Origin of the sequence: Pelotomaculum propionicicum (assembly GCF_004369225.1) — a bacterium.
Taxonomy (GTDB): Bacteria; Bacillota; Desulfotomaculia; order Desulfotomaculales; family Pelotomaculaceae; genus Pelotomaculum_B; species Pelotomaculum_B propionicicum.
Map to the genome: position 1 here is coordinate 1 of NZ_QFFZ01000014.1, position 24,246 is coordinate 24,246.

Sequence of the window (24,246 nt, forward strand, 5' to 3'; positions counted from 1 at the left end):
GCGAGATGGAAGACATCGACACGTTAGAGCGTTTGTGCAGGGTAATTAAGAGCAGCGCGCTGTGCGGTCTGGGACAGACCTGCCCCAACCCGATTGCGACCACCCTGCGCTACTTCAAAGACGAGTACATTGCGCACATTAAGGATAAGCGCTGTCCGGCCGGAGTATGCTCGGCACTGCTGGTTTACACCATTCTGGCCAACAAGTGCACCGGCTGCGGCGCCTGCGCCAGGTCCTGCCCGGCGGGAGCCATCAGCGGCGAGAAGAAAGAGCCTCATGTCATCGACACGGCAAAATGCATCAAGTGCGGCGCCTGCATCCAAAAATGTAAATTCGACGCCATTATTAAGGCGTAAAGCGCAATAAACTTAATATCCAAGACATGCGGAAAGGAGCGGCGCCAGGAATGTCCCTGCCGGAGATTTATGAAAAACGGGAAATAGTCACCTGCAACCGGGGTCAAAGACAATCTGATTACGCCTTTATCGTAAAAGAAACGCCTTTGACAGTATTTTTAAACGATACCGAGCTGGCTACGCTGATCTGTTCACCCGGAGCTCACAAAGAACTGGCTGTAGGCTTTTTGCTCAGTGAGGGACTGGTGCGTGACCTTTCCGATATTAGAGAGATAACTTTTAACGAACAAGACGGCCTGCTCTGGGTGGAGACTCCCTGTGCGGCGCCGGAAACGGAGAACTTCCTGCGCCGGCAAATTGCCAGCTGCTGCGGCAAGGGGCGCGTGGCGCCGTATTTTATCAATGACGCCCGTCAACTGCAGCCAGTTCAGTCGACATGCCGGTTTGCGGCATCCCGCCTGCTGGCATTGATTGGTATACTGGAAGAAGGGTCTGCTTCTTTCAGACTGACAGGCGGCGTGCACAGCGCGGCTCTGGCTGACCATACAGGCCTGCTGGCCATGTATGAAGATATCGGGCGCCATAACGCGGTAGACAAAGCCCTTGGTTATGCTTTTTTGAACAGAACGGCCACTGCTGACAAGTGTTTACTGCTCAGCGGGCGTGTTTCTTCGGAGATCTTGATCAAGGCGGCCCGCCAGGGTTTGCCCCTGGTAGTGTCACGTTCAGCGCCGACGCTGCTGGCCGTGGATTTGGCCGAGCAGTATGGAGTCGCACTGGTTGGATTTGCCCGGGGAGAGCGGCTGAGCGTTTACAGCCACGCAGAGAAGATAATTATGTAATTTAGTTGGGAATTGTTTTTGAAGAAATAGAGCAATCATGATCAACCTTAGTACAGGAAGGAGTGAAAGTGCATGGAAATGGTCAAATTGACCATTAACGGGAAGGAGGTTGAAGTCCCCGCCGGGACAACGATTCTCAATGCTGCTGAACAAGCAGGATTCAGCATACCGCGGCTTTGTTATATGGAGGGACTAAGTTCGGTTGGCGCCTGCCGCCTGTGTGTGGTAGAAGTGAAAGGTGCGCGCGCCCTTGTTGCCTCCTGCGCCGCTGCTGTCGCCCCCGGCATGGAAGTTCAGACCCATTCCCCCAGTGTCATGGAGGCTAGGCGGATGATCCTCGATTTATTGATAGCCAATCACCCGCTTGACTGCCTGACCTGCGAAAAATCCGGCGAATGCAGTCTTGCTGAATACTGCTATGAATACGGAGTTAAAGAGAGCACTTTTAAAGGTGAAAAACATAATTACCCGATCGAGACGAGCAACCCCTTTATCGTCCGCGATATGAACAAGTGCATTTTATGCGGCAAGTGCGTCCGGGCCTGCAGCGAGATCACCGGACAGGATACCATTGATTTCGCCTACAGGGGCTTCAACAGCAAGGTGATACCTTTTTACGATGAAGAACTGGTGGAGTCCAACTGCGTATTCTGCGGCCAGTGTGTATCTGTCTGCCCGACCGGCGCTTTGACCGAGAAGCAGATGGCGGGGAAAGGACGCCGCTGGGAGCTTACCAAAGTCAAGACTACCTGCCCCTTCTGCGGCACCGGCTGCAATTTCGACCTGTGTGTAAAAGACGGCAAGCTTATTGGTGTGGCTTCCAATCCCAGCGCCCCGGTAAACGGCCGTGCCCTGTGCATCAAAGGGAGGTTCGGCTGGGACTTCGTGAATAACGAAAAACGTCTCACTACCCCGCTGATTAAAAAGGAAGGCAAATTCGAGGAGGCTTCCTGGGATGAGGCTCTCACCCTGATTGCCAACAGCCTGAAGGAAATCAAGAATAAGTACGGCCCCAATTCATTTGCGGCCTTGAGTTCAGCCAGGTGTACCAACGAGGAAAACTACCTGGTGCAAAAATTTACAAGGGCGGTGATGGGCACTAACAACGTTGACCACTGTGCCCGTACCTGACACGCGCCTACTGTGGCCGGTTTGGCCCAATCATTCGGAAGCGGCGCGATGACCAACTCCATCAATGAAATTACCACTGATGCTCAGTTGATGCTGCTGATAGGCACCAACACCACTGAGGCACACCCGGTTATCGGTTATAAAATGCGGCAGGCGAAGCGCAACGGCGCCAAGCTGATTGTTGTCGACCCGCGGCGCATTGACCTGGCAGAGGAAGCCGATTACTGGCTGCGCATCAAGTCCGGGACAGACATCCCCTTCCTGAACGGACTGATGCACATCATCCTCAAAGAAGGCCTGCATGACAAGAACTTTGTGGAAACTCGCTGCGAGAATTTTGAAGCGCTGGAGTCCACCGTTAAGAACTACACCCCAGACTATGTTTCCAAACTGACCGGTATATCCGAAGAGGACCTTTACGCTGTGGCGCGCCTGTATGCCACCACGGACAGGGCCATGATCTTCTATACCCTGGGTATTACTGAACACATCTGCGGTACACAAAACGTAATGAGCATTGCCAACCTGGCCATGCTGACCGGCCACCTGGGACGCCCGGGCACCGGCGTGAACCCGATCCGGGGCCAGAACAACGTCCAGGGCGCCTGCGACATGGGCGCGCTGCCCAATGTCTTCTCCGGCTACCAGCCTGTCATTAACGAAGAAGCCCGCAAGAAGTTCGAAAAGGCCTGGGGCGTATCCCTGCCGGATAAGGTCGGCCTGATGATCCCGCAGATGTTTGACGCTGCCAATAGCGGTGAAGTCAAGGCCATGTACATTCTCGGTGAAAACCCGGTGCTGACCGACCCGAACAGCAACCATATCCGTAAAGGACTGGATAAGCTGGAATTCCTGGTAGTCCAGGAGCTCTTCCTGACCGAAACGGCCGAATACGCGGATGTGATCCTGCCGGCCGCCAGCTTCGCGGAAACGAACGGCACTTTTACCAGCACCGAGCGCCGCGTGCAGAGAGTGCGCAAGGCCATTGAGCCGGTACCCGGCCAGACCAACTGGCAGACCATCATGGCCATGAGCGCCAAGATGGGTTACCCAATGGAATACAACAGCCCCGAAGAAATCTGGAATGAAATGGCTTCTCTCTCACCCGCCATGGCCGGTATCAATTATGAAAGGCTGGAGGCAAAAGGGATGCAGTGGCCTTGCCCTTCCCTCGACCACCCGGGCACACCATGCCTGCACGGAACGTCGTTCTCCCGCGGCAAGGGTCTCTTCCAGGGCATCGACCACATTCCTCCGCAAGAAATGCCGGACGAGGAATACCCGTTCCTGCTCAATACAGGCAGGATCCTGCAGCATTACAATGTTACCACTCCTTACTCCACAGGCATTCAAAGCATGTGGTCCGAGGAGTATTCCGAGTTCAACCCTGCTGACGCGGCAAAACTCGGCGTGGAAACAGGCGATAAGATTAAAGTTACCTCCCGGCGCGGCTCTATAACCGCCAGGATTAAAGTCACCGACAGGGTTCCGCCCGGCATGCTCTGGATGTCTTTCCACTATGCGGAGTCCCCGACCAACGCCATAACCAGCGAAGGGCTGGATCCAATCACCAAGACCGGCGAATACAAAGTATGCGCCGTCAGGATCGAAAAAGCCTAGGAGGTTAACACATGCGCAAGGTACCTGTGACCGAGGCGGCGGGTATGGTCCTCTGCCACGACATTACCAGAATAATACCCGGTCGTGAAAAAGGCCGTGCTTTCCGCAGGGGGCAGGTCATCACTCCCGGAGATATTCCGACTCTCCTGGATTTGGGCAAAGAACATATCTATGTTTGGGAATCTGAAGACAGTCTGATTCATGAAGACGAAGCTGCTTTGAGTCTGGCCCGGCATGCCGCCGGGCCGGGCCTGAAGTGGGATCAGCCCAACCAGGGCAGGGTCAACCTCCGGCCCGTACATGACGGCCTTTTGAAAGTGGATGTGGACCAGTTGAACCGGGTCAACAGCCTGGTTGATATCGCCATGGCTACCGCGCATAACAACCGCGTTGTAAAAAAAGGACAGATTGTCGCCGGCACCAGGGTCATCCCGCTGGCTATCAGGCGCGAGATCCTGGAGGAAGCGGAGGAAATATGCAGCCAGGCGGGGCCGATGATTACTGTTAAACCGTTTCAGCCTCTCTGGCTGGGCGTGGTGACAACGGGCAGCGAGGTCTATTCCGGCCGCATCCAGGATGGTTTTTGCAGTGTTATTAAGCAAAAGACAGCGCCCTTTGGCGCCAAGGTGATGGGACAGGTAATCGTGCCGGACGACCCGTTTTTGATTTCCAAAGAAATTCACCAGTTTGTCGCCGGGGGGGCGGAGTTGGTGCTGGTAACCGGAGGCATGTCCGTCGACCCTGATGACGTAACTCCGGTAGGCATTAGGGCCACCGGAGCGGAGGTCATTTCTTACGGAGCGCCGGTGCTGCCGGGTTCCATGTTTATGCTGGCTTACCTGGGACATGTCCCGGTGTGCGGACTGCCTGGCTGCGTCATGTTTAACAGCGTGACTATCTTTGACCTGATCCTGCCGCGCATCTTCGCGGGAGAACGCATCAGCCGTTCAGAAATAGTATCGCTGGGGCACGGCGGACTTTGTGACGAGTGTGGCGAGTGTCGTTTTCCGGCATGTTCTTTCGGTAAATCCTAAGAGCTGTAACAGCGGAGGTAGTAACTGGTGTTGGAGAACGTAAAGCTGGAAGAGGCGCAGGAACTTATCTTAAGTCTTGTCACGCCTTTGCCTGATGAGACTGTACCCTTGCTTGACGCGCTGAACCGGGTAATTTACAAGGATATTTACTCCTTAAGCGACCTGCCGTCCTGTGACCAGTCGGCGGTAGACGGCTACGCAGTGTCTGTAAGTGAGAAAGAAAAAGATCATAGTTTTGTAGTAAAAGAGCATTTAAAGCCGGGAGAAATGCCGGGTTATTCGCTGCTGCCGGGAGAAGCGGCCGGGGTTGTCACAGGCGGCCCGCTGCCCGGCGGGACGGTTTCGGTCGTCCCACACGAGGTAACCCGTCTGGCCGGCAACCGCCTGGCCTTTACTGGAGAAATAGTGCCCGGTGAAAACATCAAGCCGCACGGTGAGGATTTTAAGGCGGGTGAATTGCTGGCGCGGCGCGGTGCAGTTGTTAACCCCGGCCTGACCGGGGCGCTGGCCGCGTTTGGGAGGAGCGAAGTCGCTGTGTTCAGATGTCCCAGAGTGGCTATCCTGGGACTTGGACAGGAAGTCGTCGACTGCAGTGCTTTGCCTTTGCCGGGCCAGATTAGGGACAGCAACGGGCCTTTGCTGGCCGGCCTCGCCCGCAAGCACGGAGCGCAGGTTACTGGTGTTCAACTAGCCGGCGGCGGGACCCTGCCCCAGATCAAAGACCAGTTGGAAAGAATGCTGCGCCAGTCCGACATTGTGCTTACGACCGGCGGTACCGCTTCCGGAGCCAGTGACCAGGCTCTTTACGCGGTAAGACAGACCGGCGCGAAAGTGCTTTTCTGGGGAGTGCGGATCAAGCCGGGCAGCCACAGCGGCGCCGCTGTCTATGATGACAAGCTGATCATATCGCTTTCCGGCAACCCGGCGGCCTGCTCGGCAGGCTACCACTTGCTGGCCGCGCCTGTACTGCGCCTGCTGCAGGGGCTCAATCCCTGGCCGCGGCGTGTTAACGCGGTATGTGCGGGCAGTTATAAAAAATGGGGAGGGCCCCGGCGCTTTGTGCAGGGAAACCTGGAGGCGGATCAAAAAGGACTGAAGGTGACCGTCCTGCCGGGCCAAAAGTCCAGCATGCTGCGGGGGCTTCTGAACAACGGCAACGCGCTGATCGACCTGCCGGCGGGTCACCCGCCGCTGGAGGAGGGTGCTGAGGTTTCAGTTATTCTTCTTTATCCCTTTAAGTGGTAGGATTTGAAAAATGAGAAAAGCAAATTTCCGTTTTAAATATATTGAACAAAACCCGGAGCTGCCTTTATTCTGTGAGAAGCAGCGGCAAACAGTCATCAGCGAACTGGTTGAAAAAGCCCTTGCCGGGTGCGCTTCAGAAGAAGAAGCCATTGGTTTATTTCTCTGGAGATCAAAAGGTCCTGTTGATCAAAACGAACTTATGCTGTTTCATGCCCTTTACCTGATGCATCAAAGCTGCCGCAATACAGTAGTAGACAGCATAGCAAAGGCCCTGGCAATCCTCGGGATGTCTGAGGTAAAGACAGCATTGCCGGATAATGAACTGATTAAAGAAGCAAAACTTAGTTACTGGAAATATTTTAATGAGGCGACCAGCGATTTAAAATTATTTCTTAAGAACGCGCGTGCAGTTGGCATGAAAAAGAGCGCCTTTAATTTCATCCTAAACATGGCTAATAGATAGTTTTGGGAAAGATGATTTACATAGTACGGCCCTTACAAACCCAACTCTATACAGGCATTTCCCATAGCCCTTGATTGGGCTATGGGAAATGTTGCGTTGTAACATATAAAACTTGACTGCTGGACAACTATACTTCTGCTACTATTCTCCCCAACTCGGTTAAATCATAATCCCCCAGACCTTGCAGCTCTTTTTTAAAATCCTGGGATTGAAGTATTTCAATAACCGCCTGAAATGGAGGCAGGTCCATGTCCTCCTTCAACATAACCAGTTCATAACGCTCTTTCTGCAGCGGTACAAAATCAACCCCGCGCACCTGAAGGGAGGCCTTCTCATTGCCCAGCGCGTAATCAGCTTCACCGCGCGACACGGCGCTTGCCACCGCGAGGTGGGAATGTTCTTCCCGCTCATAGCCGCTGATTTGTCTTCTGTCCATCCCCAGCCGCCTGATCTGTTCATCCAGTAAAACCCTTGTGCCGCATCCTTTCTCCCTGTTTATAAAAACTAAATCAGGCCGCTTCAGATCCTGCCAGGTCTTGATTCCCTTGGGGTTGCCTTTGGCTGTGTAAAATCCCTGCATGCGGTAGGCTAAATGGATTATGACTGCCGGAATTCCACAAAGAATATAACGGACATAAGTCAGGTTGTAAATCCCCTTATCCCCGTCCCAAAGATGAGCGCTGGCCAGGTGCGCCTTGCCCCGGTAAAGAGCCAGCAGGCCGGCAAAACTTCCCACGTTGTGCCTGAGGGCATAGGTGCCATTAGGGTGGCGTTCCAGGTGGCGGGCCAGGATGTCCAATAGAACGTCCTGCCCGCAGATTACTAATCTTGGGGATGGAGAAAACGAATCTCCTTCAAGCGATGCTTCCAGCTGTAGAGTTGGAATTTCAGTTGTGGCCGGAATGTTTACCGGTGTTGATTCCAGGTTTTTACCTTTTTTCTTATACGCTTCCACATCCTGCAAGTCAACCCGGATCTTGCGGCCCACCCGGTAAGCGGTAAGTTCTCCGCGCTTAATCAGTTCGTAAACCGTATTCTTGGCGATATTTAGTATGGCGGCAACATCTTCGGGAGTTAAAGAAGACTTTTCTTTCACTTTTATACCTCCCCAAATATTCTGATGATTATTATATCGTATTTTTATTTATTTGATAATTGCTTTTTGTAATGTTTGATTGAGTTATAACAAAGCATGTTGCTTAACCATGCCAATGGGAATACCTTTTATTTACACCTGACAGATGTATTAATAAGCAAGAATAAGTTGTTTTTTCTATTGACTAAAACCCTGTAAGTATTTATCATTAATTTATGTCATGTTGGTTTTTGTTTATTTATGTAACATGTGACTAGGGAAGTATATTTATTTATGTTCACTTGTGTTGGCTGCGTTGGTGTAAAGACGGTGGGCGATAGGCCGTAAAAGGACGCAAACATTGAAATTTAATAATGACTGCTGTTGAAGATAAACGGTTGGTTACTGCCCAAACTTAAAAGGCAAGGAAAAAAAAGATGCTGAAATCAGAACGCTTACGGGGGGCGTCTCCCAAAATACTACTTCTCTTTCTCTTATTGGTGATAATTTTCTTTAGCTCTTTTCTTCTGGGTCGCTACTCGATTACACCTGACAAAGTATTGTCGATCCTGATCTCCAGAATCATCAGTATTCCTAAATCGTGGACCGACACAATGGAGACCGTAGTGCTCCAGGTGCGCTTTCCCCGTATCTTGGCAGCCTTATTGGTCGGCGGGGCGCTGTCTGTTTCCGGCGCCGCCTACCAGAGCATATTTAAGAACCCCCTGGTATCGCCGGCTATTTTAGGTGTTTCAGCAGGGGCGGGCTTCGGTGCCGCGCTGGGCATGATCATGCATTTACCGTGGATAGCCGTGCAGGTAATGGCCTTTCTGTTTGCGCTGCTGGCAGTCGCCATCTCCTTTCTCATCAGCAAAATCTTCGGAGGCAGCTCCATGATCGTGCTGGTATTAGGTGGCATGGTTATATCAGCCCTCTTTCAGGCCTTGCTTTCGGTGGCCAAGTACCTGGCGGATCCTCTGGACACCTTGCCGGCCATCACCTTCTGGCTGATGGGGGGACTGTCCAAGGTATCCAATAGCGACGTGCTTTTTGTTCTGTTTCCGATCACCATTTCAATCGCCGGTCTATACCTTATCCGCTGGCAGGTCAATGTGCTGACAGTCGGTGAGGAAGAAGCGGTTGCGCTGGGAGTTAATATTAACCGCATCCGGCTGCTGGTAGTGATTTGCGCCACGTTGATGACTGCGGCGGCGGTCAGCATCAGCGGTATTATCGGTTGGGTGGGCCTGCTTGTGCCGCACATGGCCCGGATGATAATCGGGCCCAACTTTCAATTACTCCTCCCCGCATCGCTTTTAATGGGTAGCGGGTACCTGCTGCTGGTGGATAATATCGGTCGCAACGCAAGCTCCGTCGAAATCCCCCTGGGCATTCTGACAGCTTTAATCGGGGCGCCTTTCTTTGTCTTCTTATTATCAAAAGTAAGGAAGGGATGGTCATGAGCTTAACAGTTGAGAATTTAAGTTTTAATTACGCCAAACGCCCCAATCTCTTAGACGGAGTGTCTCTATCTGTGGCCGAAGGAGATGTTTTATGCCTTTTGGGACCAAACGGTACAGGGAAAACGACCTTATTGCGCTGCATCCTCGGGATATTAAAAATCAAGCATGGGAAAATTCGCGTTCGGGGCCGCGATATCAGCAGTATGTCCACTAAGGAACTGGCCAGGGAGATAGCGTATGTTCCCCAGGCCACCACAACAGTTTTCCCTTACCAGGTGCTGGACATGGTCATTATGGGCCGGAACCCTCACCTGGGCGTTATGTCCGCACCATCGGCCAGGGATGAGGAAATCGCCAGGGAGGCGCTGTCCAAAACAGGTATTCTCCATCTGGAGAATAGCTTATTTAGTGAAATCAGCGGTGGTGAGCGCCAGTTGGTGCTTATTGCGCGGGCGCTGGCCCAGCAGTCAAACCTCCTGGTTTTGGACGAGCCGACAGCAAACCTTGACTACGGCAACCAGGCCCGCATCTTGAAAATCATTAATGAGCTAGCCCGGCAGGGTTACTCAATTTTCATGACATCACATTTCCCCAACCACGCTTTCCTGGCATGCAATAAAGTGGCCATCATGAAAGGAGGAAAAATTCTGGCTGTCGGCAGCCCTGACGACATAGTTACAGACAGTTGCCTGAGCGAATTGTACTGCGCAAGTATAAAAGTAGTTTCCGCAAGAATTCTTGACAAGCAGCGCAAGGAAGTTAAGGTTTGTGTGCCCATGTTGGCGTGATTGATTTAATATTCCAGCTAATCAACTGCAAATGTCCGAAAGTCGGGGGAATTCTCAAGCATTTGACTTTATTGGTAATTTCGGAAAGTCGGTTTGCAAAGACCGTTCTGTCATCGCGAGGAGCGAAAGCGACGTGGCGATCTCACAGTATAAAGCGGGGGTAAGAGCCGGAGATTGCTTCGCTTAACGCTCGCAATGACAAACGGTAGGACTTTCCGAAAGTATTCTTTGTGAAAATGGAGGGAGAGTATGTTGAAACAAAATCCAACAGTAAAATTGATGGTCTTATGCCTGACGATTGCTTTAATTACAGTCACCCTTACGGCCTGTGGGACACAGCAGGCAAAAACCAACGCTGGCGGTTCGGCGGCCGAAACCCGCACCATTGTTGACCAGGCCGGAAGGAGTGTAACTGTTCCCGTCAAGATCAATAAAGTCTTTTCTACCAGTCCCGTAGGGATGATCATGATGTATTCCCTGGCTCCGGAGAAGCTTGTCGGCTGGAACTATGAACTAACGCCTGACAATAAAAAATACATATTGCCAAAGTACCAGAACCTGCCTAATCTTGGCGGGTGGTATGCCAACACCTCATGCAACACGGAAGAGCTTTTAAAAATCCATCCCGATGTGATTATTTCAATTGGAGATTTAAGTGCGACAACAATCTCACAGGCCGAAAACATTCAAAATCAGACTGGGATACCTGTCGTCGCGGTTAATAATGAACTGACAAAAATAGACCAGACTTTTGAGTTTTTGGGTGATTTGCTTGGAGAAAAGGACCGGGCCGGGGAATTGGCGGCGTACTGTCGTCAATCAGTTAATGATGTCGCTGAAAAGGCTAAGCAAATTCCACAAGAGAAACGGGTAAGGGTTTATTACGCCGAAGGGTCAACCGGCCTGGAAACCGACCCAAAAGGATCACAGCATACCCAGGTTCTGGATTTTGTGGGCGGCGTCAATGTTGCCGATGTTCCAATGAAAGGCGGCATGGGGCTGTCGACAGTTTCCCTGGAACAGATTCTGGCATGGGATCCTGACGTAATACTCACCTGGACCATGGCCGGCGATGAAGCGGCGGTTTATAGAATTGTAACCACCGATCCCAAATGGGCGAAGTTAAAGGCTTCAAAAGACGGCCGGGTATACGAGATTCCAAACAGTCCTTTCAACTGGTTTGACCGCCCGCCTTCCTCGAACAGGATTATCGGTGTAAAATGGCTCGCCAACTTGCTTTATCCTGATATTTTCAAGTATGACATCAAGGCGGAGATGAAAGATTTTTACGCCAAGTTCTATCACTATAACCTTACTGACCAGGAGGTAGAGGCTATCTTGGCGCGTGCTGGGGGAAAGCCTAAATAGGCTTTCCCGCGGTTAGTCCGTGTTTTGTTGAGTGTTCGGCAACTGTTTGGTATGCCAGTAGGACAGCTTGCAAAACATATAAAGTCATGGAACTTTTTTGATGCAGCCATCGGCCTGGCAGCAATCAATTCAGTAATAAACACTCCGGAAAGGATCAAGCAGTTATCCGGGATAGCAGCTAGCGATCATAAACAAATCTCTGTTTTTGATTACTTCGCCGATATGATCAAGGGAAAAAATGTGGCCGTAATTGGCCACTTTCCAGGTCTGGAGAAGCTGGCAGAAAGTTGTCAACTATCCATACTGGATCGTCTACCAAAGGCAGGGGATTATCCAGACCCTGCTTGTGAATATATCTTGCCAACGCAGGATTTTGTTTTTATCACAGCCTCTACACTGGTGAATAAGACGCTTCCCCGCTTATTAGAACTTAGCCGTAATGCCTTTACAGTGCTTTGGGGGCCCAGCACACCAATGACGCCGGTATTGTTTAATTACGGTATCGATATGTTATATGGTACGGTGGTGGTTGCTCAACAGTCTACCAGGCAATCAGTTGAAGAAGGTGGTACCAGAAGTACTTTCGAACAGGTAAGCGCCTATAAGGTAAGTCTTGAAACTAACAAGAGAGTTAAAATCTTTTAAAGGAGTAATGGATAGATGGAAATTGATGTGCCGGAGTTTGACAAAATCGCCCGTGAGGTGTTTGCCCCGGTTTATCCTGTCATCGCAGAGCAGATAAAACATAAAGCAGGTATAACCAGGGGAACATGTCTGGACATTGGCTGCGGCGGCGGTTACCTTGGTATCGCCATGGCCGGGCTCACTGAATTGCATGTTTATTTATTTGATAATTCTCAGGAGATGTTGAAAATCGCCGCCCAAAACATTGCCAGCCGGGGAATGGAAGCAAAGGTGCAAACCCTGTATGGTGACGTACATCAAATTCCCCTGGATAACGGCTCGATAGACCTGGCAATAAGCAGGGGCTCGGTGTTTTTTTGGGAAGACCACCACAAGGCTTTTAAGGAAATATACAGGGTGCTTAAACCGGGAGGCGCTGCTTTTATTGGAGGTGGTTTTGGTACACCCAAGCTTAAAAAACAAATATTTTGCGAAATGCAAAAGAGAGATATCGAATGGCGGGAGAGAACAAAAAATCATAATAGTGACAGTAATTTAATGCGCTATAGAGACGTATTGCAGCAGTCAGGAATACCCACATTTGATGTAACCAGAAATGAAACAGGCTTATGGGTAACGATAAGGAGGAAAAACTTATGAACTGTAACATTTGTGAAAGAGGCTGCGTAATCCCGGAGGGAGGCACGGGCGCATGCGGGCTTTACAGCAGAAAAGGAGAGGAAATAGTTGAGCTGTATCCTGATAAATACCTTATTATTTGTCCTATTTCAATAGAAACGATGCCCTTGCTGCACTTTTATCCCGGCGGGAAATTCCTGCAGATCAGTACAGCCGGCTGTAATTTTAACTGTGATGGGTGCATTTCCGCGGTAATTGTCAGGGAAATGGGTCCTTCGAGCAGGGCGCTGCGGGAACTGTCACCGGAACAGGTGGTAGATGAGGCGGTAAGGAATGATTGTATCGGCATAACTTTTTTAATGAACGATCCCCTGGCGTCATTCCTCACTTTTGTAAAAGTCGCCAAAGCCGCCAAAGAGCGCGGGCTGCTGGTCGGGTGCTCCTCAAACGCCTACTTTACTAAAACAGCAATGGCTAAAATCATTGACCACCTGGATTTTATCAGCATAGGTGTTAAAGGGATGTCCGGCGAGGCTTACCGCAAATGCGGGGGCAGTACACCCGAACCGGTCTTGAGTAACATTAGAAAATTCTATGAAAAAGGTGTGCATGTTGAAGTTTCCTGTATTTTCTATAGGGATAACCGGGAAGAACTGTTGAGTCTTGCCGAATATTTAGCTGGTATTTCAGCGGACATACCTCTGCAAATTATGAGATTTATTCCTGTGGAGAGCGCGGATTTATCTTTGGAGGCAACGATTAGAGATGCTGAGGCACTGCGGGAGAAGCTTAGGGAAAAGCTCAGCTTCGTATATTTATTCAACTCACCTGGAACTGAGTATCTAAGCACATTTTGTCCAGACTGCAGAGGACTTGTCATAAAGCGGGATTTTTACGGGCCGATGGGGTCAAAACTGGTGCCTGGCGGTCTGGGTTTGAGTGAAAGCAACTGCTGCCCGCAATGCGGGCGGGAACTAAACATTATAGGGCCCGTTGCCCAAAAATCATACCGGGAAGGCGCTTTTCAAGGTGGCTATCCTTATACCAGAGCTCTGGAAATGATGGAAGCCATGTTAATTGCCATGGGTGTGAAGGATCTTAAAAAGGTTGTGCAGGTATGGGAAGATGTGCTTTGCAACAGGCATCTTGAAAAACTTCATAATGACATTCAAAACCCCAAAACTTATGTTGAAACCATCAGGCATTTTGGGAAAATGGTTCAGTTGGAGTACAGAGCAGAAGATCTCGGGCGTTACATTGAAGAAAAAATTTCTGTAATTGAAAGCGGGCTCTGTGTTGTTGCAAAAAAACCACGGGTGTACTATGCTATGGGCAAGCCCAATTTCTGCATTAAGGGAGAACGCCTGGAAAACCAGTTGGTCGAGGCGGCAGGGGGCATTAGTGTTAATAAACAGATAGTCAGCAACGGCAGGCCGGGCTCGTCAATTACCTATGAGGAGTTGGAAGTTCTTAACCCGGAGTATATTTTTATTTCCTCCTTTATTTCCTCGCCAGTTGAAGATTTCTACGCTGATTGCCTGATGGCCGGCTTAAATGTGGAGGCGGTCAGGGAAAAAAAGATCTATAAACACCCGGCGCCCTGCTGGGACTTCGGCAGCCCCAGGTGGATTCTCGGGCTGATGTTTATTGCAAATGTCCTGCATCCCAGTGTGTTTCATTTTGATCTGCTCGCTGAAGCAAAATTTTTCTATGATAAATTTTATGGCCTGGATTTTTCCCTGTCCAATCCCAACCTTTCCTTTGGTAAGCCAGGCAGCAATTTCAAGTGGGTAAGCAATTGACGCCGGAAAAAGGAGAATGGACTTGTGCTTGAAAACATTGTGATCAGGCCTGTTGGGGTTGTGAAATCAGATTTGCTCGACCACAAGGCGGTGCCTGACTTTGAACAAAAAGCGGTTGTGGAGGTTTTTCGGGAGTATGCGGGCGCCCTGCGGCGGATCGAAAAGAACTCTCACCTCTGGATCCTGACCTGGTTTCACCTGGCCCGGCGCGACGCCCTTACGGCTACTCCATACCGGGTAAACCCCAACTCACTCAGCTACGGGGTTTTCGCGCTGCGGACACCGGTGCGCCCCAACCCGGTCGGCCTGAGTTTAGTGCAATTGGACAGGGTGGCAGGAACGGCGCTTCATGTTACCGGGATGGATGCTGTAAACGGAACCCCCGTGCTAGATATTAAGCCATACTTTGAAAATGATATCATCTTTTCCCCGCGCACGCCCCACATATATCCATTTAAGCGGGAAATGCGAAGGAATACGCTCTTAAAACTAGCCCTGGCGCACCATCAGGAGGAATGTGCCGGCCTCCTGCTGGCGGTGCGCATGGGACTGATTGCGGAAGAGCAGCTGGGGCAGCTTATTACGCCGGACCTCCGTGTCACGGTTGAGGGCTCACCCTGCTTGGCCGATACCATACAGGGCCTGTCCAGAGCCAGGCTGGCCAACCCTCCCCGGTTTGAATACCGCCCGTCGGAGTCGCCAGGCCGCACTGTCTGGCGCCGTGGGGGCAAAGTGCTGAGTATCACAGCCTGCCGGATGATAGACAAGGAAGATTTTTTAAGGTTGTATGATAGTGATATCATGGAAGTAACTATGCAGGTAATTTAATGAATAATATTTTTAAATAAGTGGAAAAGATATTTATTGAAAACTGCGAATATTAACTTGACAGCATTTTATCTGTGCATATAACGCATTGACAAGTAAAAATAAACATTTTTGAAGGAGGACTTGTCATGGAGCTTAGTGCCCGTAATAATCTGAAAGCCCGTGTCAAGAACATTAAACTGGGTGAAGTTGCCGCTGAAGTAATCCTTGATGTGGGAGGACAAGAAATGTGTTCAACAATAACTGTCGATTCAGTTAAAAGGTTGGGGTTGAAGGTTGGCGACGAGGTGGTCGCAGTCATTAAAGCAAGTTCGGTTATGATTGGCAAGCCATAAGTTTTGTGAAAAACGGCTTTTAGGTCATTTGCAGTTCATAACCGTGCTGGCAAAGGCTGGATTGAACCGGGCTAAAGAGTCCGGTTTTTTATTGTTAAGGAAAGTATACATTGGTGGGGCTCTATATGGGGCTATCCAGCTAGTCCTGTTTGCAGTGTAATGTTGAAGAAGAAATCCCGGAAGAGGTAGTCCAGTATTTTGATCTGGTTGCTCCAGGGGACCAGACTATACCACCCAGGTTTGCCTGTGAAAAATGTGGGGGAGAAATGCGTCCTAAAGAGCTGTGGCATAACAGTTTAGAAGACATTTTCTAGAAAAGGAAGAACCGCCCGAAGGGCGGCTTTTTTATTTGAATGACTGTGTTTGTAAAATCATGGCCAGCCATCAAAATATGTAATAACATTAATAAAAATAACAATAAACAATTCAACTAACTGTGTTGACAATACTAACGACCTACTTTATTATTTTAGTAGTGATATTATGTAACGTTTTTTACAGTGTAGTGATGTTGTGTAAGTTGCGGGTTGGAAAGACTGATTAGTTCGGTTGAAAAACTAACGTCTGGTTCTGTGGTATTGAGTTAAGTGCAGTTATATTTTTATCCTGAACTTACGACAGGGATTTTTGTTTTTTATTGGGGCAATTATAAATACATGTTGTAATTGGGAAAGGGTGGTGACATTTTAATTAGTTTGCGGAATCAACAATTTTAAGGAGGGGAAAATATTGAAAAGAATATTAGTATTTTTAGCTCTAATGTTATTTATTGTGGCATCTCTCACCGGTTGCGGCGGAAAAAAAGAACAAGCGAAAACGGAATTGACTATTTCAGCGGCAGCCAGCCTGCAGGACGCCGCGGCGGAGTTGAAGACAATTTATGAAAAGCAACATCCAAATGTAACAATTACCTATAATCTGGCTGCCTCGGGCACCCTGCAAAAACAAATTGAGGAAGGCGCCCCGTCAGATTTGTTCATATCCGCCGGCAAGTCACAAATGGATGCCCTGGCGCAAAAAGGGCTGCTTATAGACTCTACCCGCAAGGACCTGCTGGGGAACGAACTGGTGCTGATAGCCGGCAAAGACAGCACATTGGCTGGATTTGATGGTCTGATCAGTGAAAGTGTAAAGAAAATCAGCATCGGCACACCGGAGACAGTGCCGGCAGGACAATACGCCAAAGAAACATTAACTGCTCTTAAGCTTTGGGACCAGCTTCAGCCTAAAATGGTCCTGGCTAAAGACGTGCGCCAGGTACTCACCTATGTTGAGACCGGCAATGTGGACGCGGGACTGGTCTACCGTACTGACGCGGCAACCAGCACTAATATTAAAATCATTGCGGCAGCCCCCGCCAATTCCAATAAACCTATTGTTTATCCCATGGCGTTGATCAAGAGCACCAAAAACCAAAAAGAGGCGGAAGCGTTTGCGGCATTCCTTACTACAGACGAAGCTGTTAAAGTTTTTGAAAAATATGGCTTCAAAGTCCTTAAGTAGAAATTAACTATGTCCTTACAGGAGATGGACTGGCACCCGGTTATTCTTTCGCTCCGGGTGGCAATAATCGCTACTATTGCTGTTACTTGCCTGGGTGTGCCTCTAACCCGGTTGATGGCCCGCAAAGAGTTTTACGGCAAGGATATTCTAGAGGCGGCGATAACCCTGCCGATGGTGCTGCCTCCTTCGGTTGTCGGCTACGGTTTGCTGTTGCTGATTGGTAAAAACGGCTTGTTGGGCAAAGCTCTGGCTGGCATGGGCCTTACTTTGGTGTTTACCTGGTGGGCGGCTGTCATTGCTTCTACCGTTGTAGCTTTTCCGCTGATGTACCAGAGCGCCAAGGCGGCCTTTAAAAGTGTGGACGTGAATTATGAAAAAGCGGCCAGGACACTGGGAGCAAGTGAAGTAAGAATATTTTTCACAGTGACGCTGCCTCTGGCCTGGCCGGGTATTCTGGCGGGCCTGGTGCTGACTTTTGCCCGCGCCCTGGGTGAATTTGGCGCGACTTTGATGGTGGCCGGCAATATACCGGGCCAGACCCAGACGATTCCAACCGCCATATATTTTGCGGTGGAATCAGGCAAGAACGTTATGGCCAGGACTCTGGTGGCCATCATTACCGTGTTTAGCTTTATTGTCATATTCTGGGTTAACCGCTGGGCCAAAAAGCAGACTTATTAAGGCTTAAAGGTGATATATGTTAGAAGCCAGCTTGCACAAAAAATTGTGGCATTTCACCCTGGACGTGCAGTTGAAAGTGGCTGACCAGATTCTTATCCTGCTGGGTCCGTCCGGTTCAGGCAAGACCACCATTTTGCACCTTCTGGCCGGGCTTTTCAAGCCGGATGAAGGTTTTATCAAATTAAACGACCGGGTTTTATATTCATCAGGTGAAAAGATTAACAGCCCTCCGCAAGCCAGGAATGTCGGCTACCTGTTTCAGAACTACGCCCTCTTCCCGCATATGACGGTCAGGCAAAATGTTTTTTACGGGCTGAAAGGCAAAAGACGCAAGAAGGACGGTTCTACGGTAGATCCTGTGGAACTGTTGAATTCTTTTGGTGTGGGTCACCTGATTGACCGCTATCCCGGCCAGCTTTCCGGCGGGGAGAAGCAGCGGGTGGCCCTGGCCAGGGCGCTGGTTGTCGAACCGGAACTGCTTTTACTTGATGAGCCTTTCAGCGCCCTGGATAAGAACACCAGGACAGGCCTCATGCAGGAAGTGAAAAAACTGCACGAACAGTGGCAGATACCTTTTATTTTGGTCACCCATGCCGAAGAAGACGCGCAATATTTAGGAGATATCACTATTACACTGGAAACAAGGCTGACTGGGGAGAGCGCCCCGAAAGTGGTATCAATGTAAGGGAAATCATTATTAATAAGTTGGAAAAGGAGATGAGCAGTTTGACCATAAAATTGGCGCAGGTTTGGAAAACAGCGTTGCTGGCTTTGCTTATAGCGCTTCTGGCATCCGGCTGCGGCAAGCCTGCCGGAAAAGAGAACGCCGCGCCGGCTCAGGCGAAAACGCCTTTGTTTGCTTATGTGGGAGCAAACCTTAAAGATCCGGTAAGTGAACTGGCCCAGATGTATGAGCAGAAAACAGGAGTCAAGGTCGAGCTGACCTTTAATAACTCCGGGTCGTTGCTCAGTCAGTTGGAAACCATGAAAAAAGGCGATATTTATTTGCCCGGGGGTATGCCATTCGTAGAAGCCGCGCAGAAAAAAGGCTATATTGATGAAATCGCAGGCACAATTGCTTATCATACACCGGTTATCATTACCCCCAAAGGGAATCCGGCTAATATCAGCAAAGTCCAGGACCTTGCCCGTTCCGGCGTGAAACTGCTCATTCCGGATAAAGAAGCTACGGCGCTGGGTAAGACTGTTTTCAAAACATTTGACAAGCTGGGCATCACCGCGGATATTGAGAAAAATGGGCCAGTCTATCTGGAGAGTCCCGCCAAGGTAGTAGCCGCGATCCTGATGGGCCAGGGGAACGCGGGTATTGTGGAATACAGCAACACGTATCAAAACCAGGATAAGCTCGACTTAATTGAAATAGATCCGGCTGTAAACATTGTTGACCAAATACCATGCGCCACGCTTACTTTCACCACCCAGAAAGAGCAGGCGAAAGATTTCCTTGCCTTTATGAAAACGGAAGGCCCCGCAGTATTTGCAAAATATGGTTTTAAAACGAAGAGCTAATATTGCTGAAAGCACAGGTAAAAATATTATGACTGGAACTCGCGTGGATTTTTTCCGGGGGATGTTCTGGCTGATTTTCGTTCTCTTCACAGTGTTCATGATAATCTTGATAAGCGGCCTGTTGTTTTATGGGGAATGGGCCGCTTTTCTTTCCGTGATCAGGAACCCTGAATTCCGTTTTGCAGTCGTATTTACTCTTTGGACGTCGCTGATCGCCATCGCTTTGGCTGCCGTTGTTGCAATACCCAGTGGTTTTATTCTTTCCCGCTATAATTTCCCGGGAAAGGTTTTGGTCGATACCTTGTTGGACATGCCGATTGTGCTGCCGCCGCTGGTCAGCGGTTTAGCCCTGCTGATCCTGTTTGGTCCCATTTTGGGGAATGCGCTTGTTAGTTTGGGACTGGATGTTGTGTTTTCTGCCCGTGGGGTGGTTGTTGCCCAGTGGTTTATTGCCACACCGTTTGCCGTGAAAACTTTCAAACAGGCTTTTGATGCCATCGATCCCCGCCTGGAAAATGTGGCGCGCACCCTTGGCTATTCGCCGGCTGAAGTATTTCTGCGGGTGACCATGCCGCTGGCCAGAGGGGGTATTCTGGGTGGTCTGACCATGGCCTGGTCCAGGGCTTTAGGCGAGTTCGGGGCTACCGCCATGCTGGCCGGCATTACCCGGATGAAGACAGAAACGCTGTCGGTGGCCATTTTTTTAAATATGACCATCGGCGACATGGAATTTGCCATAGCGACCGCGGTTATCATGTTGCTGGTGGCGCTCGTTTTGATGAGCTTCTTCAAGGTATTTACCGGAACTGGGGTGCGGTTATGAGCCAAAAGCTGCTTGAGATTCATAACATGACGATCAATGTCGGCAAATTTTCTTTAAAAGATATTAACTTTTCAATGAACCCGGGTGATTATGTTATTATCTTAGGGCCGACCGGATGTGGCAAAACTGTTTTCCTGGAAGCCATTGCCGGGCTGCGTGCCCTGAATAACGGGGCGTTGTTCCTGAACGGCAAAGAGATCACACATTTGCCGCCGGAGTGCAGATACATTGGGGTTGCTTATCAGGACAGCCTTTTATACCCTTTTTTGTCTGTTAAAGAAAACATTTTATTTGGCGCCAGGGCCAGGAAGATGGCCGGTGACCCTGCCATATTACGGCGCATGGAACAGCTGGCCGAAGCCATGCGGATTAACCACCTGCTTGACCGTTATCCAAGGTTTTTAAGCGGAGGGGAAAGGCAAAGGGTTTCGCTGGCCAGAGCTATTCTAACCCGGCCCCCCCTGCTGCTTCTGGATGAGCCGCTTTCCTCACTTGACCAGCAGACCCGTCATGCCTTGCAGGATCTGCTGAGGGAAATTCACGCGACGGAGAGTCTCAGTATCATTCATGTGACGCACGACTTTTCTGAAGCTTTGCAGCTTGGCAAGCGTATGATTGTTCTGCATGATGGGCAGGTTGAGCAGGAAGGGGAGCCATTGGATATTTTTTATCACCCGGCAACTGAATTTGTTGCAAAATTTTTACAGGGGGAAAACCTGATTCCCGGCCAGGTCCTTAGCCAGCTGCGCTTTAGGGAAAACAAATAGGAGGTTTAGGTCATGACAGAAAGTACAGATTCTTTTTCCAGCCGCCTGCAAAAGGAATTTACCCTGCTCGTTGACAAATGCGGGCTCAAACAGGCAAAAGTCAAAGTTACGGCGAAACCTTTAAGTCCGGAAGACGCTATCGGCTCCACCAGGCGTAAAGACTATGTGCTGCTAAAAGGGAAAGAGCGCCTGCTGCAGGCAGAGGTGATGGGCTGCAGAGGTCAGGCTTTTACCGGTTCGCTGGGTGATTTTACGGGGACACTGGAAGATGTGCTGGCACTGCCGCTGATAGATGATTTTCAGAGGGCTGTTTACACGGCCACCCTTAATGCGGTTGCCTGCCATGCCGGAAAAGTATTAAACACGATTCACTGCCGCAATGAAGGGCCGGAAGAATGCGCGCGACAGGCAGTGGAATTTTTCCGAAAAGAATACGGCAAGCCGAGGATTCTGATGATCGGCTACCAGCCAGCTTTGGCGGAAGCCTTGCATAAGGCTTTTCCTTTAGTTGTTCTGGACCTGGACCCGGCCAATATAGGACAGAACAAAAAAGGGGTAGTGATAGAAGACGGCTCTATAGGCCTGGCTGAACATATCGCGGACAGCGATGTTATCTTTGCCACCGGCAGCACCATTTGCAACAGTACTATTGATGCACTGGAACAGAGCGGCAAGCCGCTGGTCTTTTTCGGAACAACGGGCTCAGGGGCGGCGGCTTTACTGGGGATTCCAAGGTTTTGTCCCGCATCAGAAGCTGGCAGGAATAATATATAAACATTTTGTGAGGTATTTAAAACCGGATATTTTGGTAGTCATAGTTGTGGGAAATGAACTTTGCTTTCAGATTGAGGCAAAGTTTTTTTATTAAATCAGTTAAAAGATTTAATGACTGCTTTATATAAGACAACATTACTGGTTAACAGTTGACAATAATATTACCATAATGATTATAAACCAAAATAACTTAACATAAATAAATTATGTTTTAGTTTTGTTTAATCATATGCAATTTTATTATGATAAGGCAGGAAAATAATAAATTTTAAAGAAGATCTTAAACAGACTGCGATTTGCAAGAAATTGCAGTAATAAATGTAAAATACAGGATTCATATGCTCTTCGAGCCGCACAACCTAAAGTCATATGGCTATGGTTGACGGCCGGCAGGGTGCGCTGGGAAACCTACGTGCCTTCCATTGCGAAAAGGAGAGTTGGATTTGGCTTCCCATGCCGGGCCAGCTGTTTTTTCGCAGCTTGCCCGGCAAATTGTTTCTAAGGGGGTGAACAGCCGGTCTAAAACATCCTTTAGAATTTTCAGTCTTTAAGGAGGGGATTGTATTGAAGTGGGGGTTAAAGCTAGTCATGGTTATTGCCTCTACAACCGTTCTAGCACTGCTTATGGCGGCAGGGTGCGCCAAACAGGAGGCCAAAACACCGGCCGCCGCGCAGAACCAGATTCTACTGGCCAGCACCATCGGCCCGATTGACGCCGGCATTGTAGGCGCGCTTGAGGAGAGTTTTGAAAAGAAGACTGGGATCAGGGTAAGACATGTGGGCGCCGGCACCGGAGCAGCGCTGAAAATGGCTGAGAGCGGCAGTTTTGACCTGGTAATGGTCCATGCCAAGGCTCTGGAAGAAAAGTTCGTTGCTGATGGATTTGGTACACAGAGAATAGATCTGATGTATAACGATTTTGTAATCATCGGTCCTGAATCCGACCCGGCGCAGATTAAGGGTTTAAAGACCTCAGCTGAAGCGTTGAAGAAGATTATGGACAGCAAAGCCCTATTTATCAGCCGGGGTGACAATTCAGGGACGCACGTGGCGGAAAAGGACCTGTGGAAGGCCGCGGGGCTTAATCCCTCAGGTGATTGGTACAGGATTTATGAAAAAGGCGCGGAAGGCAATGTTAAAACCCTTAAATACACTGACGAGCAGAATGGCTATACGGTTATAGACAGGGCTACTTATTTGACTGTGAAAAACGATATTAAGTTAAAAGTGCTGGTTGAAAAGGAAGAGTCATTAATCAACTACATCAGCTTGATTCCGGTTAACCCGGCCAAGTTTCCCCAGGTTAAAGACAAGCTGGCCATGCAGTTTGTAGAATTCTGCACCTCCAAAGAGGGACAGACGATCATCAGGGATTTTGGCAAGGACAAGTACGGCGAGCCTTTGTTCTACCCCAATTCAGCTGAAGGGAAAACACTTCCCAAATAAAAAGTCTAGAATAAAAAGGAGGATTTTAAATGAAGGTAAAAAAATTTGCTCTGCCGCTGGTAATTGCGTTGTTGGTCCTGGTTATTGGCTTAATCCAGGGCTGCGGCAAGCAGCAGGCGACCCAACAGGCGCCTCAACCGCAGGTCAAGGACCTGATCCTGGCCACAACCACCAGCACCCAGGACAGCGGGCTGCTCGATGTGCTGAAGCCGGTGTTTGAGCAAAAAACAGGCTATAACCTTAAAATTATCTCAGTCGGCAGCGGCGCTGCCCTGGAAATGGGCAAAAAAGGTGAAGCCGACGTGCTTCTGGTACACTCTCCTGCCGATGAGAAGGCGCTGGTTGACAGCGGAGTGGGCATAAATTACCAGCTAGTGATGCACAACGACTTTATCATTGTCGGCCCGGCGAGCGATCCCGCCGCTATTAAGGGCAGCACAGCGGTTGAGGCCTTTAAGAAGATTGCTGACAAAAAAGCCATTTTTGTATCCCGTGATGATAAATCCGGCACCAATACCAAAGAATTATCCATTTGGAAAGCAGCCGGTATAACACCTGAAGGAGCCTGGTACCAGAAGAGCGGCACAGGCATGGGCGCCACCCTGAACATCACCAATGAAAAGGGAGGATATACCTTATCCGACAGGGCGACCTACCTGGCCCAGAAGAATAATTTCAAGCTGGAGATTTTGAGTGAAGGAGATAAATCCCTCCTGAACATTTATCACGTGATGCAGGTAAACCCGGAAAAATTCAGCAAGGTCAACAAAGATGGAGCCAAGGCTTTTGTTGACTTCATGATCAATCCGGACACCCAGAAAACTATCGGAGAATTCAAGAAAGAGACATACGGACAGTCTCTGTTCATCCCGGACGCCGGTAAAAATGAAGCCGACCTCGGCAAGTAAAGTAACTCTGCATCACAAAATTGGCCTTTAAAAATATATGCAAAAAGGTTATCAGGCGGGGATTTACCCCGCCTCAGACTGTCAACAACCTTAGGCGGTGATTTACCCCGCCTTTTTTGTTTAAAAATATGACAGTTATTCACTGATTAAATAGAAATTAGTAAACTGACGCAGGAATTTTAGCGTATTTGTGGTATTTCT

General features: G+C 49.5%; 24 protein-coding genes and 1 riboswitch. Of the genes, 23 read left to right on the forward strand and 1 reads right to left on the reverse strand.

The window, feature by feature from the left end; translation table 11 throughout:
* The 6 genes from Pmgp_RS08055 to Pmgp_RS08080 form a co-directional block, all read left to right on the forward strand.
* Nucleotides 1–356 (forward strand): ferredoxin family protein (locus Pmgp_RS08055; RefSeq protein ID WP_134213483.1); only part of this gene is annotated, 356 nt, incomplete at its 5' end.
* A 50-nt stretch (nucleotides 357–406) separates the two neighbouring features.
* Complete coding sequence (gene fdhD / locus Pmgp_RS08060; RefSeq protein ID WP_134213484.1) at nucleotides 407–1,198, forward strand: formate dehydrogenase accessory sulfurtransferase FdhD; 792 nt, start codon at nucleotides 407–409, stop codon at nucleotides 1,196–1,198.
* A 72-nt stretch (nucleotides 1,199–1,270) separates the two neighbouring features.
* On the forward strand, nucleotides 1,271–3,949 hold the full coding sequence (gene fdhF / locus Pmgp_RS08065; RefSeq protein WP_134213485.1) for a formate dehydrogenase subunit alpha: 2,679 nt from the start codon (nucleotides 1,271–1,273) through the stop codon (nucleotides 3,947–3,949).
* 11 nt (nucleotides 3,950–3,960) lie between these two features.
* Nucleotides 3,961–4,983: a molybdopterin-binding protein gene (locus Pmgp_RS08070; RefSeq protein WP_134213486.1), complete on the forward strand. Its 1,023-nt coding sequence runs from the start codon at nucleotides 3,961–3,963 to the stop codon at nucleotides 4,981–4,983.
* Nucleotides 4,984–5,010: 27 nt separating this feature from the next.
* Nucleotides 5,011–6,228 (forward strand): molybdopterin molybdotransferase MoeA, encoded by a 1,218-nt coding sequence (locus tag Pmgp_RS08075; RefSeq protein WP_134213487.1) that lies wholly within the window; start codon nucleotides 5,011–5,013, stop codon nucleotides 6,226–6,228.
* Nucleotides 6,229–6,238: 10 nt separating this feature from the next.
* Entirely contained in the window at nucleotides 6,239–6,691 is a 453-nt protein-coding gene (locus Pmgp_RS08080) for a hypothetical protein (protein ID WP_134213488.1), read from the forward strand.
* Nucleotides 6,692–6,818: 127 nt separating this feature from the next.
* On the opposite strand, the gene Pmgp_RS08085 is transcribed toward Pmgp_RS08080, so the two are convergent.
* Complete coding sequence (locus tag Pmgp_RS08085; protein ID WP_134213489.1) at nucleotides 6,819–7,787, reverse strand: helix-turn-helix transcriptional regulator; 969 nt, start codon at nucleotides 7,785–7,787, stop codon at nucleotides 6,819–6,821.
* Between the two features lie 416 nt (nucleotides 7,788–8,203).
* Here Pmgp_RS08085 and Pmgp_RS08090 point away from each other — a divergent pair, with 416 nt between their 5' ends.
* From Pmgp_RS08090 to Pmgp_RS08170, 17 genes are all read left to right on the forward strand, one after another.
* Nucleotides 8,204–9,229 carry a FecCD family ABC transporter permease gene (locus Pmgp_RS08090; protein ID WP_134213490.1) on the forward strand — a complete coding sequence of 342 codons (1,026 nt, stop codon included), beginning with the start codon at nucleotides 8,204–8,206 and terminating at the stop codon, nucleotides 9,227–9,229.
* A complete protein-coding gene (locus Pmgp_RS08095) occupies nucleotides 9,226–10,017 on the forward strand; it encodes an ABC transporter ATP-binding protein (RefSeq protein WP_243119774.1) in 792 nt (263 codons plus the stop codon). Before Pmgp_RS08090 ends, Pmgp_RS08095 begins: the two co-directional genes overlap by 4 nt.
* Before the next feature lie 249 nt (nucleotides 10,018–10,266).
* A complete protein-coding gene (locus tag Pmgp_RS08100; RefSeq protein WP_192902852.1) occupies nucleotides 10,267–11,385 on the forward strand; it encodes an ABC transporter substrate-binding protein in 1,119 nt (372 codons plus the stop codon).
* Nucleotides 11,386–11,412: 27 nt separating this feature from the next.
* A complete protein-coding gene (locus Pmgp_RS08105) occupies nucleotides 11,413–12,030 on the forward strand; it encodes a Rossmann-like domain-containing protein (RefSeq protein WP_345789133.1) in 618 nt (205 codons plus the stop codon).
* A 15-nt stretch (nucleotides 12,031–12,045) separates the two neighbouring features.
* Complete coding sequence (locus tag Pmgp_RS08110) at nucleotides 12,046–12,669, forward strand: class I SAM-dependent methyltransferase (RefSeq protein WP_134213493.1); 624 nt, start codon at nucleotides 12,046–12,048, stop codon at nucleotides 12,667–12,669.
* Entirely contained in the window at nucleotides 12,666–14,450 is a 1,785-nt protein-coding gene (locus Pmgp_RS08115; RefSeq protein ID WP_134213494.1) for a radical SAM protein, read from the forward strand. The genes Pmgp_RS08110 and Pmgp_RS08115 overlap by 4 nt, the downstream gene beginning before the upstream one ends.
* 24 nt (nucleotides 14,451–14,474) lie before the next feature.
* Nucleotides 14,475–15,278 (forward strand): tRNA (N6-threonylcarbamoyladenosine(37)-N6)-methyltransferase TrmO, encoded by an 804-nt coding sequence (tsaA, locus tag Pmgp_RS08120; RefSeq protein ID WP_134213495.1) that lies wholly within the window; start codon nucleotides 14,475–14,477, stop codon nucleotides 15,276–15,278.
* A gap of 128 nt (nucleotides 15,279–15,406) precedes the next feature.
* Nucleotides 15,407–15,613, forward strand: coding sequence for a TOBE domain-containing protein (locus Pmgp_RS08125; RefSeq protein ID WP_134213496.1), 207 nt, complete (start codon nucleotides 15,407–15,409; stop codon nucleotides 15,611–15,613).
* A 729-nt stretch (nucleotides 15,614–16,342) separates the two neighbouring features.
* Nucleotides 16,343–17,116: a molybdate ABC transporter substrate-binding protein gene (modA, locus tag Pmgp_RS08130; RefSeq protein ID WP_134213497.1), complete on the forward strand. Its 774-nt coding sequence runs from the start codon at nucleotides 16,343–16,345 to the stop codon at nucleotides 17,114–17,116.
* A gap of 9 nt (nucleotides 17,117–17,125) precedes the next feature.
* Nucleotides 17,126–17,797 (forward strand): molybdate ABC transporter permease subunit, encoded by a 672-nt coding sequence (gene modB / locus Pmgp_RS08135; RefSeq protein WP_134213498.1) that lies wholly within the window; start codon nucleotides 17,126–17,128, stop codon nucleotides 17,795–17,797.
* A gap of 16 nt (nucleotides 17,798–17,813) precedes the next feature.
* The gene (locus Pmgp_RS08140) at nucleotides 17,814–18,482 is read left to right on the forward strand and encodes an ATP-binding cassette domain-containing protein (RefSeq protein WP_134213499.1); all 669 of its coding nucleotides are present in this window, start codon (nucleotides 17,814–17,816) and stop codon (nucleotides 18,480–18,482) included.
* A 32-nt stretch (nucleotides 18,483–18,514) separates the two neighbouring features.
* A complete protein-coding gene (modA, locus tag Pmgp_RS08145) occupies nucleotides 18,515–19,327 on the forward strand; it encodes a molybdate ABC transporter substrate-binding protein (RefSeq protein WP_134213537.1) in 813 nt (270 codons plus the stop codon).
* Between the two features lie 61 nt (nucleotides 19,328–19,388).
* A complete protein-coding gene (locus tag Pmgp_RS08150; RefSeq protein ID WP_243119775.1) occupies nucleotides 19,389–20,150 on the forward strand; it encodes an ABC transporter permease in 762 nt (253 codons plus the stop codon).
* Nucleotides 20,147–20,917: an ATP-binding cassette domain-containing protein gene (locus Pmgp_RS08155; protein WP_134213501.1), complete on the forward strand. Its 771-nt coding sequence runs from the start codon at nucleotides 20,147–20,149 to the stop codon at nucleotides 20,915–20,917. Before Pmgp_RS08150 ends, Pmgp_RS08155 begins: the two co-directional genes overlap by 4 nt.
* 12 nt (nucleotides 20,918–20,929) lie before the next feature.
* A complete protein-coding gene (locus Pmgp_RS08160; RefSeq protein WP_134213502.1) occupies nucleotides 20,930–21,691 on the forward strand; it encodes a Rossmann-like domain-containing protein in 762 nt (253 codons plus the stop codon).
* Between the two features lie 331 nt (nucleotides 21,692–22,022).
* Nucleotides 22,023–22,142: riboswitch (molybdenum cofactor riboswitch) on the forward strand.
* 113 nt (nucleotides 22,143–22,255) lie between these two features.
* Nucleotides 22,256–23,137, forward strand: a complete 882-nt coding sequence (locus Pmgp_RS08165) for an ABC transporter substrate-binding protein (protein WP_243119776.1) — start codon at nucleotides 22,256–22,258, stop codon at nucleotides 23,135–23,137.
* Between the two features lie 29 nt (nucleotides 23,138–23,166).
* Complete coding sequence (locus Pmgp_RS08170; RefSeq protein WP_134213503.1) at nucleotides 23,167–24,045, forward strand: ABC transporter substrate-binding protein; 879 nt, start codon at nucleotides 23,167–23,169, stop codon at nucleotides 24,043–24,045.
* Nucleotides 24,046–24,246 lie beyond the last annotated feature (201 nt).

Excerpts from the sequence above, each read along its gene's own strand:
- fdhD (WP_134213484.1), top strand. The coding sequence starts at position 407 with ATGTCCCTGCCGGAGATTTATGAAAAACGGGAAATAGTCACCTGCAAC.
- Pmgp_RS08070 (WP_134213486.1), top strand. The coding sequence starts at position 3,961 with ATGCGCAAGGTACCTGTGACCGAGGCGGCGGGTATGGTCCTCTGCCAC.
- Pmgp_RS08080 (WP_134213488.1), top strand. The coding sequence starts at position 6,239 with ATGAGAAAAGCAAATTTCCGTTTTAAATATATTGAACAAAACCCGGAG.
- Pmgp_RS08090 (WP_134213490.1), top strand. The coding sequence starts at position 8,204 with ATGCTGAAATCAGAACGCTTACGGGGGGCGTCTCCCAAAATACTACTT.
- Pmgp_RS08095 (WP_243119774.1), top strand. The coding sequence starts at position 9,226 with ATGAGCTTAACAGTTGAGAATTTAAGTTTTAATTACGCCAAACGCCCC.
- Pmgp_RS08100 (WP_192902852.1), top strand. The coding sequence starts at position 10,267 with ATGTTGAAACAAAATCCAACAGTAAAATTGATGGTCTTATGCCTGACG.
- Pmgp_RS08110 (WP_134213493.1), top strand. The coding sequence starts at position 12,046 with ATGGAAATTGATGTGCCGGAGTTTGACAAAATCGCCCGTGAGGTGTTT.
- Pmgp_RS08115 (WP_134213494.1), top strand. The coding sequence starts at position 12,666 with ATGAACTGTAACATTTGTGAAAGAGGCTGCGTAATCCCGGAGGGAGGC.
- Pmgp_RS08125 (WP_134213496.1), top strand. The coding sequence starts at position 15,407 with ATGGAGCTTAGTGCCCGTAATAATCTGAAAGCCCGTGTCAAGAACATT.
- modB (WP_134213498.1), top strand. The coding sequence starts at position 17,126 with ATGTCCTTACAGGAGATGGACTGGCACCCGGTTATTCTTTCGCTCCGG.
- Pmgp_RS08140 (WP_134213499.1), top strand. The coding sequence starts at position 17,814 with ATGTTAGAAGCCAGCTTGCACAAAAAATTGTGGCATTTCACCCTGGAC.
- modA (WP_134213537.1), top strand. The coding sequence starts at position 18,515 with ATGAGCAGTTTGACCATAAAATTGGCGCAGGTTTGGAAAACAGCGTTG.
- Pmgp_RS08150 (WP_243119775.1), top strand. The coding sequence starts at position 19,389 with ATGTTCTGGCTGATTTTCGTTCTCTTCACAGTGTTCATGATAATCTTG.
- Pmgp_RS08155 (WP_134213501.1), top strand. The coding sequence starts at position 20,147 with ATGAGCCAAAAGCTGCTTGAGATTCATAACATGACGATCAATGTCGGC.
- Pmgp_RS08160 (WP_134213502.1), top strand. The coding sequence starts at position 20,930 with ATGACAGAAAGTACAGATTCTTTTTCCAGCCGCCTGCAAAAGGAATTT.
- Pmgp_RS08170 (WP_134213503.1), top strand. The coding sequence starts at position 23,167 with ATGAAGGTAAAAAAATTTGCTCTGCCGCTGGTAATTGCGTTGTTGGTC.